Below are 15,548 nucleotides of genomic sequence, written 5' to 3'. Positions count from 1 at the left end.
AACAAATTAATCACAGGTTATCCACTTATGATTGTGGATAACCGAACAGTTGTTCTCTATGTTTATTTTTGTTAAAGTAAGGATACAGAATAATATCCAGTAAACTTCCAAGGCTAACTTCCCGGAAATGACAAAATGTATCTTAAATGACTATTGTTGGACAAGCAATTATTACTATCAAAAAAAACTATGTCAAATTTATACGCACAGTATGTATGGTGCCCATTTTCAAAGCACTACTTTCATCTTAATAGAATAACAAAAAAAATTTTTTCGGCATCACAGGTAATACATATTTATATGTTACTAGAAAGAAGTACTTATTTTTGATTTGAATGGAGGTGTTTCTGGCATGCGTAAATTGTCAGATGAATTATTGATCGAGTCTTACCATAAAGCTAGGGAACTTAATTTAAGCCCTGAATTTATTCGTCTCATCGAAACTGAAATTCACCGACGTTCTTTAAACAACAAGATAAAAGTTTCCTCTTGATTAAGTGACAAAGAAAAATGATAAAACTATATATACACTTTAAAACAGCCCTTTCATTTAGGCTGTTTTTTTATTTACGCTACATAAAAGTTACTATATCTATATAAAATACAAAATGGCAGCAGAAAACACCTTGCTTTGGTAACAAAGAAAAAGCAAAGTGACTCATACTTAGCCATTAATTTTGAAAGATTAGTCTATACTTTTTTTCTCATTTCGCCAATAACCTCTCCTATTTTAACCGGATATGGCATAGAAGGAAAGTCTTTCTGTATAAAAGTATTTTTTTCAAATAGTAAAACAACTGTAGAACCGAAAGAAAAATAAGCCATTTCCTCTCCTTGTACTAAGTGCTCTTTATGATGACTTAGTATAATCGAGTTAATAAACATCGCTCCAACTTTTACCATACAAATGCCAGTTCCTTCTTCGGTCTTAATTTCAGTTATAGACCGATAATTCCGAGATAGAGTTGATTTCCCCCACTTTAAGCCATATTTATTAACAGGATACGATTTATTTCCAAGAGTCCAACGTTTTATCACTATACCTGTTGCAGGACAATGAATTCGATGATAATGACTTGGACTTAAATAAAAAATAAGATAAGTTCCTCCAACATATTTTTTAACTATTTTTTCGTCTCCAAGCATATCATAAATAGAATACGTTTTTCCTTTCACGATAATGGATTGATCGCTCTTTACTTTTCCAATATCTTCAATCACTGCATCAACAGGACTAATGATCTCTCCTGCAACGGCATCTATTTTTCGACTATTAGCTTTTAATTTTCTAATAAAGAATTCATGTAATGAACGGTATTCATTTAACTGTTTTTCCATTTCACCTATATTTATTTGATATACCTTTGCAAAGGAAGGAATCATATAACGGCTCCATTTAGAATAGGCAAATTTCTTAATTAAAGCGGAGCTCCATCTTCCATTCGTTAGTTCGATACAATGGCGATATACTCTTTCTTTCAACGAAGCAATCCTCCAATAAATAAAATTTTTCTTTACGAATATTCATATACTACATTAAAATTATATATGATTATATTAAAAATAGTTGTATGAAATTCATTTCATACTGGGAGTGAATATAAATGTTTTTACATGAAGTCTTAGAACAAACGATGAAGAAGATTAAAACACAATTAGCTAATGTATTAACTTTAACAAATATTTCTTTAGGTGCTTTGGCAATTATTTATAGTTTAAAGGGACATCTACAATTAAGTCTATTATTAATTTTTATTGCAGCATTAGCAGATCGCCTGGATGGAATGACAGCAAGAAAATTTAATATTGAATCAGAACTAGGCAAACAGCTTGATTCGATGAGTGATATTATTTCATTTGGAGTAGCGCCAGCACTATTAGTATATCAAGGAGTTCTATTTGAATTTGGAGCACCAGGATCATTTTTTACAGTCCTTTATATTGTGTGTGGAGCTTTTCGCTTAGCTAGATTTAATATAACAGAAAGTCATGGTTATTTTACAGGCTTACCAATAACAGCTGCTGGTTGTATCCTGACCTTTAGCTGTCTATGGCTCGCATATCTGCCACTTCATATTTATTTATTCCTCATGCTAATCCTTTCTGTATTAATGATTGGAAATTTTAGATGGAGAAAAATTTAACTACACTTACAACGCATTATTTTATTTAAAAAAAAACTAGGACCTCATAAAGTAGCTATAACCAAGCTAGATTTATGAGGTCTCTTTATTTTGAAAATGCTTAATCTGATTTGCTTAGATCAAATTCATTCATTTGTTAGCTCCAAAAATTCTTCTACATCATTTATACAAAGCTGAATAGCACTGTTCCAAAAATCTTCTTTTGTTAAATCAACTTGTAAATGTTTATAAGCCAGTTCTTCTACTGTCATACTTGCTGTATCCCTTAATAGTGAAATATACTTATCCTCATAACCTTTTCCTTCCTCTAATGCTTTTGCATAGATCCCAAGAGAAAATAGAAAACCAAATGTATAAGGAAAATTATAAAAAGGTACCCCTGTTATAAAGAAGTGTAATTTTGAAGCCCAGAAAGAAGGATGATATTCGGATAGAGCATCTCCATATGCTTCTTTTTGCGCAGCCAACATTAGTGTGTTTAGTTGCTCCTTAGAAACTTGTCCGTTTTGTCTTTCTTCATAATATTTTGTTTCGAATAGAAAACGAGCATGAATATTCATTAATAATGCAATAGAACGCTGTATTTTATCTTCTAGTAATACTAGCTTTTCTTCTTCCGTGGACGCAGCTTTCACAGCCGCATCTGAAACAATCATCTCTGCAAATGTAGAGGCTGTTTCTGCAACATTCATTGCATAATTCCTATTTAATGTATGCATATCTCTCATCGCAAAAGTATGAAAACCATGACCTAGCTCATGGGCTAAGGTTGAGACATTTGATGGAGTACCAGAATATGTCATAAAGATGCGTGATTGGGCACTTTCTGGAAAATAAGTATGGAATCCTCCAGGTCGTTTTCCTTTTCGATCTTCTGCTTCAATCCATCTATCTTCAAATGCCTTTTTTGCAAAAATAGCCATCTCTGTTCCGAATTGTTCAAAGTGCTTAATAATAAAGTCAGCACCCTCCTGATAAGACATTTTTGTTTCTACCTTACCTAGCGGTGCATCCAGATCATACCAACTCAGCTTTTCTAACCCTAACAGTTTTGCTTTTCTTTCCAAGAACTGCACAAAAGGCTGTTTCTTTTTAGAAATGGCACTCCACATTGCTTGCAGTGTTTTTTCTTGCATGCGATTCATGTCTAACGGTTCTTTTAGAAAGTTATTCCACCCTCTCATTCCATAAACATTTAATCGAAATCCAGCTAAATGGTTTAATGTTTTTGCGAGAACTTCTCCATGAGCATCCCATGCCTTTTCCCATTCTGAAAACACCCTTTTACGAACCGAACGATCTGGACTAGAAAATTTATTTGCAGCTTGTCCAATAGATAGTTTTTCCTCTTGAAAAGGAATCTGGATTTTTCCAACAATCGTATCATACATTTGGCCCCAACCATAATATCCATCAACACTTAGTTTATTTATAAGCGTTTCTTCTGCTTCAGATAATTTCTCATTAGCTGCAGTTCTTCTTTCTGACAGGACAAAATAAAGTTGTTCTAATTCATTTCCTTTGAATAAGGAATCCCATTCCATGTCACTATATAAGGATAATTTCCCGTCCAGAATAGTTAATACATTTTGAAAGGTTGCACTTAATTCGGTTACTCTCCCTCTTAATGCGCTCGCCTCTTTATCCTCCATATTTTGTGCCTCTAAACAACTTACGAAGGCACCTGCCTGTCTTACTTTTTTTACAACAATTTCAAATTGTTCCACAATTTGTTGCAAAGCATCGCCGTCCATCGCTTCTTTCAATGGCTCAAATTTATGTACATATGATGATAATTTAGCTATTTCATCCATTGATATCGCTAAGTGCTCTCTAAACTTGGGAGAATGGCTTCCTCCAGGAAATAATCCATCTAAATCCCATGTTTCTTGATAGGCTATTCTACTCATTATTCTATTAGCTCCTTTCTTAGTAACTACTATGCTATTATAGTTCGAATATCGGAATATTTCCATTCTTTCTTAAGAATCGTAAATAAAGTAAAATTTCCATCAATGGGAATTTCTTTCTTCCCCATTGATGGTTAATACGATGACTGTTTCCGAAGATTTTCGGGGCTCTTTCCATTTTCTCTTATCCTTCATGCTTATTAACGAAAGTAGCCACCAAATACCCAAACACCCCAAAAAAGAATGATAACAATAAACAGAATAATTAAGAATGCATACCAGACACCACTGGAACCTCCATATACGCCTCCGTATGCAGCATAAGGTGCTCCAAATCCATATCCAACTGGAGTTGGTCCTACTCCTCCAAGTGGAACAGCTGGTGGTATTTGATTCGGGTATCCATAACCAACCATTAATATTCCTCCTCTCTTCTATAAAATATTCTTTATTTGTACCCAATGTTTTAGGCAATTGTCCTATTTTCTAATGATTTTCCTCTATCACAAAAATTGCTTTATATATTCACTAATTCTCCTATACTAATTAGAAAGATAAGTCGAAAAACCTGCATCTTCTGCCTTTGCAGCCAATTGCTCGGCATTATTTCTACTGCTAAAGGCTCCAATTTGTACAATATAGAGGTTATTTCGAAATAGAACGGCTGTTTCAAATCCTTTTTCACTTGCTTGTGCTGCTAGGTTATCCGCATTTACTTTTTCTGAAAATGCACCAATTTGCACACGGTATATTGGCTTAGATTGCTTTTTTGTTAATGAAAATGCTTTTTCTAAACCAAGGACATGACCTCTAGCAATTTTCACAATAAAATTGCTTTCTTTTAGGCGGTTAGCATCTGACGTTGTATCGATAAAACCATTTTCTGTTAATAATGCAGGCATACGTGTTTCTCTTAACACATAGAAATTTGCACGCTTCCTTCCTCTATCAATAAAGCCTGTATCAGCAACTACTTGCTCATGAATTAATTCTTGATAAGTTGTTGTAGGTTCACCAATCCCTGGATATATATAGCTTTCAAAGCCTGTTCCACCACCAGCATTTATATGAATAGAAAGATAAAAATCAGCATTCCAGTTATTAGCCGCCTCTGTTCTTTCTGACAAGCTCACTGTAGCATCTCCCGTACGACTCATTCGAATAGCAATATCTTCATATTCGTTTTGAAGTATAAGATTGATTTCTTGTGCAACCATTAATGTGATATTTTTTTCTAGTAATCCATTTCCTACTGCACCAGAATCAGAGCCACCATGACCTGGATCGATAAAAATTTTTACCATACTTTTCACCACCTTTCTAATAGTATAGAAAGGTGGTGAAAAATCGCTTGTTTGAAAGCCTAAGTATTATGAAAAAGTAGATAGTTAGTAACATAATCAAGATGACTTCATCGAATGTATGATTAAAATAGTATAACTTCTTTTTCTGTATTCTCAATATATTTTACTTCATAAATATTTCCTTTTATATCGCAATAATAAATAGATTTACTGATAATATTATCCTCTTCACCAAAACTGATAAAAATAATATATTTCACTAATCCTTCCTGTAAACCTTCAGAATCTACCGTGTCAAATTTTGACATATATTGATAGTTTGAGACGGGATACAAATCAAATCTCCATACAGTATTATTGTACAATTCTCCTCTTATTTCTTGATAGTTCCTACCTAGAATGGAGTTGACGTCTGCTTTTGTTTGCATATTTCTAACCATATCTTTTATCTCAGAAATAGTTACAATCGTTTGATCTTGCTGATTACTTGCTATAAGTTCATTTTTTTCATGATTCGGTCCATTAGTAAGGATAGATAGCAATAGTGAGATAACTAGCAGCAGCCTCCTAAACACCAATCTTCAACCCCTTCCGTTAGCTCTAACCCTTTTGAAAGAAACATTTATATTTCATTTATATTACAATTATTATAAAATATTTACACGATTTGAAGATTATTTGTTTATTCTTCTTTTCACGCTAGATGCTTAGCCTCCAGTCTTTCAATAATAGTAAGGCATGTACTTTTTACGATATGATATTTTATAGATAAAAATGATTAAATTTTCCAGTTCTAAAAAACTCCTTCGTTTCTTGTTCGCATACTTCTAAAGGACATGCATACAATGAAATGGAAGGAGGAGATTAATTGTGAAAAAAATCTCTTTTATATTGGTTATTGTACTTCTTGCTTTTATTGCATACATAGAAACCCCAACGGCCAGCATCAATAAAAATCAGGTTCTCTTTTATAGTCCAACAAATGAAGATCAAGAGGTTTCAAGTAATACAGATGAAATATTCGGTGCACCCGAACTGGAATACAAATTAGAAGAGACGAAAGAAGAGGATGGCTTTATTGTAGAGGTTTATCGTGAATATGAGATTTATAAAAATCGGCAGGGCGATATAGTAAAAACCGTAGCTACAGATAATACAGAGTTTATCCACTATGTGAAATATTAAGGATTAGAAAAAGCACCTAGTCATAGATTTATCCAATGACTTTAGATGCTTCTTCTAGCCTTCTATTTTCCTATTACTTTCTTTTTACAATTTCAAGCTAATGAAAAAATTTTACCCTCATAAGAATGCACCTTTTTATAACATCCTTATGTATAAACGCTAATCATTTTTGCGCTTTTTTTCCTTTTCTGCTCGGTAAAACTCATGAAACATTTTCATCAAAGCTCTTTTTTCAATCCGAGAAACATAGCTTCTTGAAATTCCTAGTTCTTTCGCAATTTCTCGTTGTGTTTTTTCCTTCTTTAAATCGAGTCCAAATCTTCCAATGATTACTTCTTTCTCTCTTTCATCTAACACATCAATATATTCTTTCACTTTTTCAAGCTCCATATTCAACTGAATAGTATTTACAACATCTTCTGATTCTGATTTCAAAACATCAATGAGGCTAATCTCGTTTCCTTCTTTATCCTGACCAATGGGGTCATGCAGGGATACATCCTTTTTTGTTTTTTTCAGTGCTCTTAAATGCATTAGGATTTCATTTTCTATACACCGAGCCGCATAAGTAGCCAATTTCGTCCCTTTTCCCTCTGAAAAGCTTTCTATCCCTTTTATAAGACCGATGGTTCCAATCGAAATTAGATCCTCTGAATCTTCACCTGTATTTTCAAATTTTTTCACAATATGGGCAACTAAGCGCAAGTTATGCTCTATTAACATATTTCTTGCATGGGAATCTCCTTCAGCCATCAACCTTAAATATTTTTTTTCATCACTCGCTGATAATGGTTGGGGAAATGCGTTATTTTTTACATAGGAAACAAGGAATACTAATTCTTTTAATAAAGCTCCAAGCGACAATAAGATTCCGGACATCTTTCCACCTCCACATTCAAGGACATTTGCCTATACTTCATTACTATGTAAATAGGGAGTAGGTCTTGCATGTCCACGTGACAATAAACTTAGGAAAATCTATTTTATTTTAGTTTATTTCTAAGCAATTATGGGTAATATCTGGAGCATCTCATCAAAGAAGACAAATACCTAAATCTTTATTTCCAAAACAAAAGGGACATTAGAATTATTTTCCAAATATTTTAAATTAATTACTAAATTCTCGCTTATTCCTTGTATAATATATATTGATAGCTTTTTCTATTACATGGGGGTGAGCCAAGATGGATACGAAATATTTAGATTTACTTACAGAAAAGTATGATTCAGAAGAGAAAGTGGTAACTGAAATAATAAACCTTGACGCCATACTGAACCTTCCGAAAGGGACAGAGCATTTTGTCAGTGACCTGCATGGTGAGTATCATGCCTTTCAACATGTTTTAAGAAATGGTTCAGGAAATGTGAAAGAAAAAATTCGTGATTTATTTAAAGAAGAGCTTTCCAAAGCCGAAATCGATGAATTTGCCACATTGGTTTATTATCCAGAAGAAAAACTAAAAAGAGTAGTTAATTCATTTATACATACATATGAACTGGATGCCTGGTATGCAGATACAATCGAAAGAATGATTCGATTAGTATCATATGCATCTTCCAAATATACAAATTCAAAAGTTCGAAAAGCATTACCACCACAATTTGTTTATATTATTGAAGAATTATTGTATGAAAAAAATGAATTGAATAATAAAACGGATTATTATTCAAGCATCATTAACAGAATCATTTCATTAGGACAAGCAAATAAATTAATTATTGGACTAGCTTATACCATACAAAGACTCGTTGTCGATCATTTACATGTAGTAGGCGATATATATGACCGGGGTCCCTATCCTGACAAAATAATGGAAACATTAATGGACTACCATTCAGTTGATATTCAATGGGGAAATCATGACGTATTATGGATCGGTGCATTTGCTGGATCAAAAGTATGTCTTGCTAATATTATTCGAATATGTGCGAGATACGATAATTTAGATATTATCGAGGATGCATATGGAATCAATTTGCGCCCTCTCTTAAACTTAGCAAATAAATATTATAAAGATAATAAAGCTTTCCGCCCAAAAATGAATGCAAAAAAAGAAGAGAATACAGAAGAAAATATATTACAAATTACCAAAATTCATCAAGCTATATCTATCATTCAATTTAAATTGGAAATGCCTATTATTAAAAGACGCCCTGATTTTCAAATGCATCATCGTCTTTTACTAGAAAAAATTGATTATGAAACGAACACAATTAATTTTAATGAAAAAATTTTCTCATTAGAAAATACTTGCTTTAATACAATCAATCCAGAAGATCCCTCTCTTCTTTTAAAAGAAGAAGAACAAGTCATAAATAAACTGCTTTTTTCGATACAGCATTCAGAAAAGCTCGCGAGACATATACACTTTTTAATGAACAAAGGAAGTCTTTATTTAAAATACAATAGTAATTTATTAATCCATGGCTGTATTCCTTTAAATGAGGACGGTTCAATGAAAACGATGCAAATAGATGGGAAAGAGTATAGAGGAAAAGAATTGTTTGATTTATTTGAATCCTATTTACGCTATAGCTTCAATCATCCAGAAATAACTGATGACTTTGCTACAGATTTAGTTTGGTATTTATGGACTGGCGAGAATTCCTCCTTATTTGGCAAAAAAGATATGACTACGTTTGAGCGATATTTTATAAATGAGAAAGAGACACATAAAGAAAAAAAGAATGCCTATTATTTTTTGCGAGAACAAGAAGATATTTGCCGCAATATATTGCAGGAGTTCGGATTAAATCCTGACCAGGGGCATATCATTAACGGACATACTCCTGTTGCTGAAATAAATGGGGAAAATCCAATTAAGGCAAATGGAAAAATGATTGTTATTGATGGCGGGTTCTCCAAAGCATATCAATCAAAAACAGGAATTGCGGGGTATACCTTATTATACAATTCTTACGGAATGCAATTAGTTGCACATAAACGGTTTACTTCCAAAGAGGATGTACTCGAAAATGGTACAGATGTATTATCTGTAAAAAGAGTTGTTGATAGGGAGCTTCAACGGAAAAAGGTATTAGAAACCAATGTTGGAGAAAAGTTATTGGAGCAAATGAACGATTTAAATCAGTTATTGGAATATCGCTATATAAAAAAATAAAAAGACACAAACAATCAGTGGATTTCCTTATTCACTGATTGTTTGTTGTTTTAACAGAAATTGTTGCACAGTTTGGCCTACTATGTTTTCTCTATAAGTTCCCTCGTTAGTCAGTATCTTTATCTGCCCATAAGATTGATTGTCGACACTGCAGGATAATTAAAAACATCTTTCTTCCACCTCTCGTTCTTATCTTAATTTTTATAAAAAGCGTACTGCAGACAATTGCTTTCTTCTATTCTCTTCCATTATTTCCTCAATAATTTGTTGATGTCGTATTTCTTCTTCTGTCATCTGTTTTTGATGAATAGTAATTGTAAAAAATAGCATATTTAACGTCATTTCCTTTCACTCCTTATACATTTTTAGTAATTGTTATGGGAAAAGTACCCAGAACGAATCTGTTTTGTTTTTGTTTCTTCATACATTTGCTCAATTTCCTGTAAATGAGCATGTTCTTCGTTTGTCATCTTTTTAAAGTGAATCGTTATTGTTATAAAGAATATACTTAAGGTCATTTCTTCACCTCCTAAGAGAGCACTTTTTATAACCCATTTCTTAAATAGCCTACTTCGTCGAGTTTTCTACGATTTTCCTCGATTCTTTTTTTCATTTCCATTTCTTGCATCCAATCAGCATTTGTATACTGCTTTTTCTTAATCGTAACCGTTAGAAGAATTAGATTTAATGTCATTTCCTTTACACCTCTCTTTAATCAATTATTACCATAAATGGAATTTTTTCTCGTGAGCACACAAAAAAACCGCAAATAGACCTATCTGCGGTTTAAAAATAGACATAATAAAACCGCAGGACACGACTACCCTGCGGTTGGATATTTTCTAGTTAGAATAAACTAAGATAAAATTTCCCATTCCGAAGTGGTTGAATTCGTGTATATTGCATATTCAATTACTAGTACACTGTTTAATTCTGGTAAAAATCTTTCCATTTTATTCAACCTCCTTAGAATTTTTTTATCTCACATTGGTAATTATATCCTCCAATGCCAGCTTTGTAAACCTTTTTTTAAAATTTAGACGGCTACCCACAGTTATTTAGTGATTTCTCCTATTTTTGTTTAATCTTTTCAAACAGACAAGGAGTCAAGATAAAAAGGGATATCAAATAGCCATACTATTTGATATCCCTTTTTATTTTTAAATTATTGTAGTGCTTGCTTTAAATCCTCGATTAAATCTTCTACATCCTCTAGTCCAACAGAAATTCTTACAAGACCATCAGTTATCCCAAGCTCTGCTCTTCTTTCTGCTGGGATTGAAGCATGTGTCATCCTTGCCGGAACAGAGATTAAACTTTCTACAGCCCCTAAGCTTTCTGCTAGGGTGAAGAACTTGACTTTCTTTAAAAGCTTATCAGCGTTTTCTGCACTTCCAACATCAAAGCTAACCATGCCTCCAAAACCTAGTGCTTGCTTCTTGCTTATTTCATGATTTGGATGTGTGCTTAGACCTGGATAATATACCTTTGAAATGGCAGGATGTTCTTCTAAAAATGAGACAATTTGCTTTGTATTGCTTTCATGTTCCTCCATACGTATTCCAAGTGTTTTCATCCCTCTGATAAGAAGCCAAGAATCATTTGGTCCTAAAACACCGCCTGTTGAATTTTGAACAAAATGAAGATCTTCTCCTAATTTTTCATCTTTAACGACTACCAATCCAGAGACGACATCACTATGTCCACCTAAATACTTTGTTGCACTATGAAGCACAATATCCGCCCCTAGTGTTAATGGTGTTTGCCAATATGGCGTAGAGAATGTATTATCTACAATCGTAAATAAGCCATTTTCTTTCGCAACATGAGAAGCTGCCTCGATGTCTGTTATTTTTAATAACGGATTGGTTGGGGTTTCGATATACAAAGCAACTGTATTTTCTTTTATTGCTTCTGTTATATTGCTAATATCACTGGTATCGACAAAACTTGCCTCGATACCAAACTTATTTAATACCTTTGTCATTACTCGGAAAGTTCCACCATAAACATCGTCTGTTAATAATATATGGTCACCCTTTTTAAATAGCATCATGACCGCAGTAATAGCTGCCATACCGGAACTAAAAGCAAAACCTCTTGTTCCCTCTTCTAAATCCTTAATGAGTTCTTCTAATGCATGACGAGTTGGATTACCAGTTCTGGAATATTCAAATCCTTTATGGTTTCCAATACCGTCCTGTTTATAAGTACTCACTTGATAGATAGGAACATTTACTGCGCCAGTATGTGGATCACTTGGAACTCCACCATGTATTAATTTTGTTTTTCTTTTCATTTAAATTCCTCCCTCAAATATTTTTTTGCTTATATAACGATCACTAGAATCTGGAAAAATCACCACGATATTGCTACCACTTCTTGCTTTCTTCGCTACTTGAACAGCTGCATAAAGAGCTGCGCCTGAAGAACTACCGACAAGTAAACCTTCCTTTTCGGCAGCAAGCTTTACATAATGAAAAGCATCTGAATCTGAAACCGTATAGATTTGGTCAAAAAATTTTCGATCGATAAAATCTGGCAGAAATTCCATTCCAATTCCTTCTGTTTTATGGGGTCCACTTTGTCCACCATTTAAAATAGAGCCTTCTGGTTCTACTATTACTGACTTAACAGCTGGATTTTGGTCTTTTAAATATCGAGCCGTTCCCATAAAGGTACCACCCGTTCCGGCTCCGGCGACAAATATATCGACTTGATGATTTAATTGCTCCCAAATTTCTGGCCCTAGCGTTTTATAATACGTATTTGGATTCACTTCATTTTCGAATTGTCCTGGGATATAAGAATTAGGAATTTCTTGATGCAATTCCTTTGCCTTTTCTATTGCACCACTCATTCCTAATGAGGTTGGTGTATGAATAATTTCTGCTCCCAATGCCTTCATAATTGCTTGTTTTTCCATACTAAATTTTTCTGGTACGCAAACCATTACTTTTACTCCTGTATTTAAGGCTGCTAGTGCCAGCCCAATTCCTGTATTCCCTGCAGTAGGTTCAATAATCGTTCCACCTTTAGTTAGCTTTCCACTTTGTAATGCTGCTTGAATTAATTCATAGCCTAATCGATCTTTAATACTTCCACCAGGATTATAATATTCTAACTTTGCAAATAACCGAACACTTTTAGGTAATGGAAAATTTGTCAGTTCTACAATAGGTGTATGGCCAATTAATTGATGTACATTTTGATAAACATTCAAACTCTACACCCCCTATTTTATTCTTACCCTTTTTGTTGAAAATTTCGTGGTATCCATAAAATAATTACTTCTTATTATTCTGATTGGATTACTCTACTTTATAGAAAAAGAAAGGTGAAGGGTTTTTAACCCTCCGCCGCTTTTAGATTCTGCTAACGATTCCCATAACTAGATTTGCTGAATGTACAGCTGCCTTTTCTAAATACTGGTCAAAGGATAAGTAGGATTCTTTACCAGCAATATCAGATAAGGAACGAATAATAACAAATGGAATGTTATATTGATATGCTACTTGAGCAATAGCCGCTGCTTCCATTTCAACTGCTTGTAGTTGATCAAATTTTGATTTAATAAATGCTGCTTTTTCAGGTTGATTAATAAACGAATCACCTGTTGTAATCAAACCTGTTACTACAGCATGATTTCCAATTTCCTTGGCACTCTGTTCAGCTATATCAATTAACCTTTCATTTGCCTTAAAACTTGCAGGCATTTGTGGAACTTGCCCATATTCATAACCAAAAATTGTGGCATCAACATCATGATGGCGCACGTCGTTAGAAATAACCACATCTCCTACTTCTAATTCAGGATTTAGTCCCCCTGCTGATCCAGTATTAATAAGATAATCTGGTTCAAATGTCTGAAGGAGGATTGTTGTGCTCATTGCCGCATTTACTTTTCCTATACCTGATCGAAGTAAGATAACCTCTTTACCGTATAATTGCCCTTCAACAAATTGAAATCCAACGATTGTGTGTTCTTTCTTGTTTGTTATTCTTTCACGTAATAAAGTTACTTCTTCTTCCATTGCCCCGATAATTGCGATTTTCAATTCATTTACCTCTTTCGTCTATTTTTTCCCCTTCCATAATCCAAACAAAATCATTCATCTTCTCGAAATGAGCAGAAAAGCCATTTTTCTCTAAGATTTCCGTTAGAAAAGGGATTGTTGTATAGTATTCTCTTTGTAAGTCTTCTGCTAAATGCTGCTGTCCCTTTTCGGTCGCTACCTTTATTGCTTCATCGTATGCTTCTTTCGTGACAAACATTGTATCAGCAAACACTATTTTACCACCTATAGGCAGGAAATTACTATACTGTTTAATCGCTTCCTCTTTTTCTTGATTGGTTAAATGATGAAATGCATAAGTACTTACAAATGTATTTGGTATAAAATCTAACTTGAATTCGAGAAAATCTCCTTCTATTAGCTGTGCTCTTGCACCAATTTTCTCCTTTGCAATTTTTCGCATAGCAGCTGATGGTTCAATCGCTGTAACCTTAAATCCTTTTTTAATCAATTGAAGTGTTAGATTCCCAGTTCCCGGTCCAAATTCTACAACATGGCCAGTGGAACGCTTAGCAACATTGTTTAATATATGGTCATAATGACAAAATACTTCTTCATATTCGATATCATTAGTGAGGCTATCATCATAAGATTCAGCCCATTGTTCAAAGATTTCTAGGAACTCTTTTCCCATAACTTTGCACCCCTGTTGTTATAATATACAATTCCTATCAGTATACTATGCTTTAAAATATTTCTTGTTCTTAATTTATCATATCTTTCTTCCTGTTATCAACAAACTTAAAATAGTAAGTTAATTCCCTATTTTTTAATAACTCTCTTTTGCGTGTTTCATTATTTTATTATTCTTCCATCGTTTGCTTATGTTATGATATTTTTACTAGTAGTAGAAAGGGAGTTATACATGAATATTCAATTAGAATTAATCGAAGATAAAGTAGAATTTTTTGAAGGCGAGAGTTTGAAAACAATCGAGAAAAAAATAAATGAACAGATTGAAGTAAATAAATCCATTCTACTCTCAGTGCACTCAGTTTCTCATCAGGTTACTTTACTAGATAATGGGCGGCCTTATTATACAGCTGTTGTGCATTTCAAACTGAAAAAGAATTTTTAATACAAACCAAAAAAAGAACTGGAGAGTCTTTCCTCCAGTTTCACTCTTAACGAATATTTAAATCTTTTATTTCCTCTACTTTTGTCGGTTTCCAACCGCTTCCGTCAACCCATTCAATATACACTCTATATTTTTCAGATTGGTCTTTCGAAGAAACGGTCCCTATTGATTTTTGTGGATCTTTGTTGTTATTGCCAAGGAACCACACCGTCATATTATTACTATCTAATCCAGTCGCATAGGACAAGGCTTTTACTTGCTCCTTCCAATCCACACCTTCTGAATATGATGCAACATGCTCACCAGTTTGTGTTGTTCCTACTGGCTCCCAGGAAGAATTCTCTATTGTCTTGACTACATTGGAATCACTTCCCCCTTCTGTTACCATTTCTCCATTTTCCGATTCCGCTGCTTCTTCATCTACTTGTGTATCTTCCTCATTCGTTGCTTCGTCAGATTCAGTTGTTGAAGCTGTTTCGTCATTTGTTGCTTCCTGACCTGTATTCGTACCGCTCGATTGTTTTTTATCTGCATTATTTTCATCGTTCGTATGAAAAATAGAATAAGATACGAATCCGATTAATAAAATTACGGCGATAATTAACCCATTCAAAATAAGATTCGTTTTCTTTCTCTTGGATCTCTGTTGATATCTTGTGCTATTTTCATTATTTATTTCTTTACTCAAGGTGTTTCTCCTCCTATTGACTTCTTCCATTCTATCTATAT

General features: G+C 33.6%; 20 protein-coding genes. 5 read left to right on the top strand and 15 right to left on the bottom strand.

Features of this window, described 5'->3' with window-relative positions; all coding sequences use genetic code 11:
- Positions 1 to 352: 352 nt before the first annotated feature.
- Positions 353 to 493: a sporulation histidine kinase inhibitor Sda gene (locus ACTNDN_RS00790; RefSeq protein ID WP_048719030.1), complete on the top strand. Its 141-nt coding sequence runs from the start codon at positions 353 to 355 to the stop codon at positions 491 to 493.
- Positions 494 to 690: 197 nt separating this feature from the next.
- Here ACTNDN_RS00790 and ACTNDN_RS00785 read toward each other — a convergent pair whose 3' ends face one another.
- Complete coding sequence (locus tag ACTNDN_RS00785) at positions 691 to 1,482, bottom strand: phosphatidylserine decarboxylase (RefSeq protein WP_031536567.1); 792 nt, start codon at positions 1,480 to 1,482, stop codon at positions 691 to 693.
- Positions 1,483 to 1,604: 122 nt separating this feature from the next.
- Between ACTNDN_RS00785 and pssA the strand changes: the two genes are divergently transcribed.
- A complete protein-coding gene (pssA, locus tag ACTNDN_RS00780) occupies positions 1,605 to 2,144 on the top strand; it encodes a CDP-diacylglycerol--serine O-phosphatidyltransferase (RefSeq protein WP_235247943.1) in 540 nt (179 codons plus the stop codon).
- Between the two features lie 125 nt (positions 2,145 to 2,269).
- On the opposite strand, the gene ACTNDN_RS00775 is transcribed toward pssA, so the two are convergent.
- The 5 genes from ACTNDN_RS00775 to ACTNDN_RS00755 all read right to left on the bottom strand — a co-directional run bounded on the left by ACTNDN_RS00775 (position 2,270) and on the right by ACTNDN_RS00755 (position 5,933).
- Complete coding sequence (locus ACTNDN_RS00775; RefSeq protein ID WP_031536565.1) at positions 2,270 to 4,054, bottom strand: M3 family oligoendopeptidase; 1,785 nt, start codon at positions 4,052 to 4,054, stop codon at positions 2,270 to 2,272.
- Between the two features lie 37 nt (positions 4,055 to 4,091).
- Positions 4,092 to 4,232, bottom strand: a complete 141-nt coding sequence (locus ACTNDN_RS00770; RefSeq protein ID WP_349204595.1) for a hypothetical protein — start codon at positions 4,230 to 4,232, stop codon at positions 4,092 to 4,094.
- Positions 4,233 to 4,254: 22 nt separating this feature from the next.
- On the bottom strand, positions 4,255 to 4,470 hold the full coding sequence (locus ACTNDN_RS00765) for a hypothetical protein (protein WP_031538904.1): 216 nt from the start codon (positions 4,468 to 4,470) through the stop codon (positions 4,255 to 4,257).
- Between the two features lie 126 nt (positions 4,471 to 4,596).
- Positions 4,597 to 5,358 carry an N-acetylmuramoyl-L-alanine amidase gene (locus tag ACTNDN_RS00760; RefSeq protein ID WP_235247933.1) on the bottom strand — a complete coding sequence of 254 codons (762 nt, stop codon included), beginning with the start codon at positions 5,356 to 5,358 and terminating at the stop codon, positions 4,597 to 4,599.
- A 122-nt stretch (positions 5,359 to 5,480) separates the two neighbouring features.
- Positions 5,481 to 5,933, bottom strand: coding sequence for a hypothetical protein (locus ACTNDN_RS00755; RefSeq protein ID WP_197030898.1), 453 nt, complete (start codon positions 5,931 to 5,933; stop codon positions 5,481 to 5,483).
- Between the two features lie 295 nt (positions 5,934 to 6,228).
- On the opposite strand from ACTNDN_RS00755, the gene ACTNDN_RS00750 reads away from it, so the two are divergent.
- On the top strand, positions 6,229 to 6,543 hold the full coding sequence (locus ACTNDN_RS00750; RefSeq protein WP_031538901.1) for a hypothetical protein: 315 nt from the start codon (positions 6,229 to 6,231) through the stop codon (positions 6,541 to 6,543).
- Positions 6,544 to 6,702: 159 nt separating this feature from the next.
- Here ACTNDN_RS00750 and sigK read toward each other — a convergent pair whose 3' ends face one another.
- Complete coding sequence (sigK, locus tag ACTNDN_RS00745; RefSeq protein ID WP_031538899.1) at positions 6,703 to 7,422, bottom strand: RNA polymerase sporulation sigma factor SigK; 720 nt, start codon at positions 7,420 to 7,422, stop codon at positions 6,703 to 6,705.
- A gap of 305 nt (positions 7,423 to 7,727) precedes the next feature.
- Here sigK and ACTNDN_RS00740 point away from each other — a divergent pair, with 305 nt between their 5' ends.
- The gene (locus ACTNDN_RS00740; protein ID WP_031538897.1) at positions 7,728 to 9,665 is read left to right on the top strand and encodes a fructose-bisphosphatase class III; all 1,938 of its coding nucleotides are present in this window, start codon (positions 7,728 to 7,730) and stop codon (positions 9,663 to 9,665) included.
- A gap of 201 nt (positions 9,666 to 9,866) precedes the next feature.
- Here ACTNDN_RS00740 and ACTNDN_RS00735 read toward each other — a convergent pair whose 3' ends face one another.
- The 7 genes from ACTNDN_RS00735 to ACTNDN_RS00705 all read right to left on the bottom strand — a co-directional run bounded on the left by ACTNDN_RS00735 (position 9,867) and on the right by ACTNDN_RS00705 (position 14,375).
- On the bottom strand, positions 9,867 to 10,007 hold the full coding sequence (locus tag ACTNDN_RS00735; RefSeq protein ID WP_081836693.1) for a YrzI family small protein: 141 nt from the start codon (positions 10,005 to 10,007) through the stop codon (positions 9,867 to 9,869).
- A 23-nt stretch (positions 10,008 to 10,030) separates the two neighbouring features.
- A complete protein-coding gene (locus ACTNDN_RS00730) occupies positions 10,031 to 10,183 on the bottom strand; it encodes a YrzI family small protein (RefSeq protein WP_235247931.1) in 153 nt (50 codons plus the stop codon).
- A 26-nt stretch (positions 10,184 to 10,209) separates the two neighbouring features.
- Positions 10,210 to 10,359, bottom strand: a complete 150-nt coding sequence (locus ACTNDN_RS00725) for a YrzI family small protein (protein WP_081836691.1) — start codon at positions 10,357 to 10,359, stop codon at positions 10,210 to 10,212.
- A 471-nt stretch (positions 10,360 to 10,830) separates the two neighbouring features.
- Positions 10,831 to 11,964 (bottom strand): bifunctional cystathionine gamma-lyase/homocysteine desulfhydrase, encoded by a 1,134-nt coding sequence (locus ACTNDN_RS00720; protein ID WP_441130448.1) that lies wholly within the window; start codon positions 11,962 to 11,964, stop codon positions 10,831 to 10,833.
- Positions 11,965 to 12,888, bottom strand: a complete 924-nt coding sequence (gene cysK / locus ACTNDN_RS00715) for a cysteine synthase A (protein ID WP_441130447.1) — start codon at positions 12,886 to 12,888, stop codon at positions 11,965 to 11,967.
- Positions 12,889 to 13,030: 142 nt separating this feature from the next.
- On the bottom strand, positions 13,031 to 13,723 hold the full coding sequence (gene mtnN, locus ACTNDN_RS00710) for a 5'-methylthioadenosine/S-adenosylhomocysteine nucleosidase (protein ID WP_349204600.1): 693 nt from the start codon (positions 13,721 to 13,723) through the stop codon (positions 13,031 to 13,033).
- 1 nt (position 13,724) lies between these two features.
- Positions 13,725 to 14,375: a class I SAM-dependent methyltransferase gene (locus tag ACTNDN_RS00705; protein ID WP_235247900.1), complete on the bottom strand. Its 651-nt coding sequence runs from the start codon at positions 14,373 to 14,375 to the stop codon at positions 13,725 to 13,727.
- Between the two features lie 231 nt (positions 14,376 to 14,606).
- On the opposite strand from ACTNDN_RS00705, the gene ACTNDN_RS00700 reads away from it, so the two are divergent.
- A complete protein-coding gene (locus ACTNDN_RS00700) occupies positions 14,607 to 14,819 on the top strand; it encodes a YrzA family protein (RefSeq protein WP_031538889.1) in 213 nt (70 codons plus the stop codon).
- A 46-nt stretch (positions 14,820 to 14,865) separates the two neighbouring features.
- Here ACTNDN_RS00700 and ACTNDN_RS00695 read toward each other — a convergent pair whose 3' ends face one another.
- A complete protein-coding gene (locus ACTNDN_RS00695) occupies positions 14,866 to 15,507 on the bottom strand; it encodes a DUF1510 family protein (protein WP_251627486.1) in 642 nt (213 codons plus the stop codon).
- Between the last annotated feature and the right edge of the window lie 41 nt (positions 15,508 to 15,548).

Source organism: Niallia sp. HCP3S3_B10 (assembly GCF_052064465.1).
GTDB lineage: Bacteria > Bacillota > Bacilli > Bacillales > Cytobacillaceae > Niallia > Niallia hominis.
The sequence above is the reverse complement of the archived record's forward strand: the minus strand, read 5'-3'. Positions and strand labels throughout refer to the sequence as shown.

Coding starts and splice junctions, on each gene's coding strand:
- ACTNDN_RS00720 (WP_441130448.1), bottom strand. CDS start 11,964: ATGAAAAGAAAAACAAAATTAATACATGGTGGAGTTCCAAGTGATCCA.
- ACTNDN_RS00790 (WP_048719030.1), top strand. CDS start 353: ATGCGTAAATTGTCAGATGAATTATTGATCGAGTCTTACCATAAAGCT.
- ACTNDN_RS00760 (WP_235247933.1), bottom strand. CDS start 5,358: ATGGTAAAAATTTTTATCGATCCAGGTCATGGTGGCTCTGATTCTGGT.
- ACTNDN_RS00735 (WP_081836693.1), bottom strand. CDS start 10,007: ATGACGTTAAATATGCTATTTTTTACAATTACTATTCATCAAAAACAG.
- ACTNDN_RS00765 (WP_031538904.1), bottom strand. CDS start 4,470: ATGGTTGGTTATGGATACCCGAATCAAATACCACCAGCTGTTCCACTT.
- sigK (WP_031538899.1), bottom strand. CDS start 7,422: ATGTCCGGAATCTTATTGTCGCTTGGAGCTTTATTAAAAGAATTAGTA.
- ACTNDN_RS00770 (WP_349204595.1), bottom strand. CDS start 4,232: ATGGAAAGAGCCCCGAAAATCTTCGGAAACAGTCATCGTATTAACCAT.
- ACTNDN_RS00700 (WP_031538889.1), top strand. CDS start 14,607: ATGAATATTCAATTAGAATTAATCGAAGATAAAGTAGAATTTTTTGAA.
- ACTNDN_RS00740 (WP_031538897.1), top strand. CDS start 7,728: ATGGATACGAAATATTTAGATTTACTTACAGAAAAGTATGATTCAGAA.
- pssA (WP_235247943.1), top strand. CDS start 1,605: ATGTTTTTACATGAAGTCTTAGAACAAACGATGAAGAAGATTAAAACA.
- ACTNDN_RS00725 (WP_081836691.1), bottom strand. CDS start 10,359: ATGACATTAAATCTAATTCTTCTAACGGTTACGATTAAGAAAAAGCAG.
- ACTNDN_RS00705 (WP_235247900.1), bottom strand. CDS start 14,375: ATGGGAAAAGAGTTCCTAGAAATCTTTGAACAATGGGCTGAATCTTAT.
- ACTNDN_RS00775 (WP_031536565.1), bottom strand. CDS start 4,054: ATGAGTAGAATAGCCTATCAAGAAACATGGGATTTAGATGGATTATTT.
- ACTNDN_RS00730 (WP_235247931.1), bottom strand. CDS start 10,183: ATGACCTTAAGTATATTCTTTATAACAATAACGATTCACTTTAAAAAG.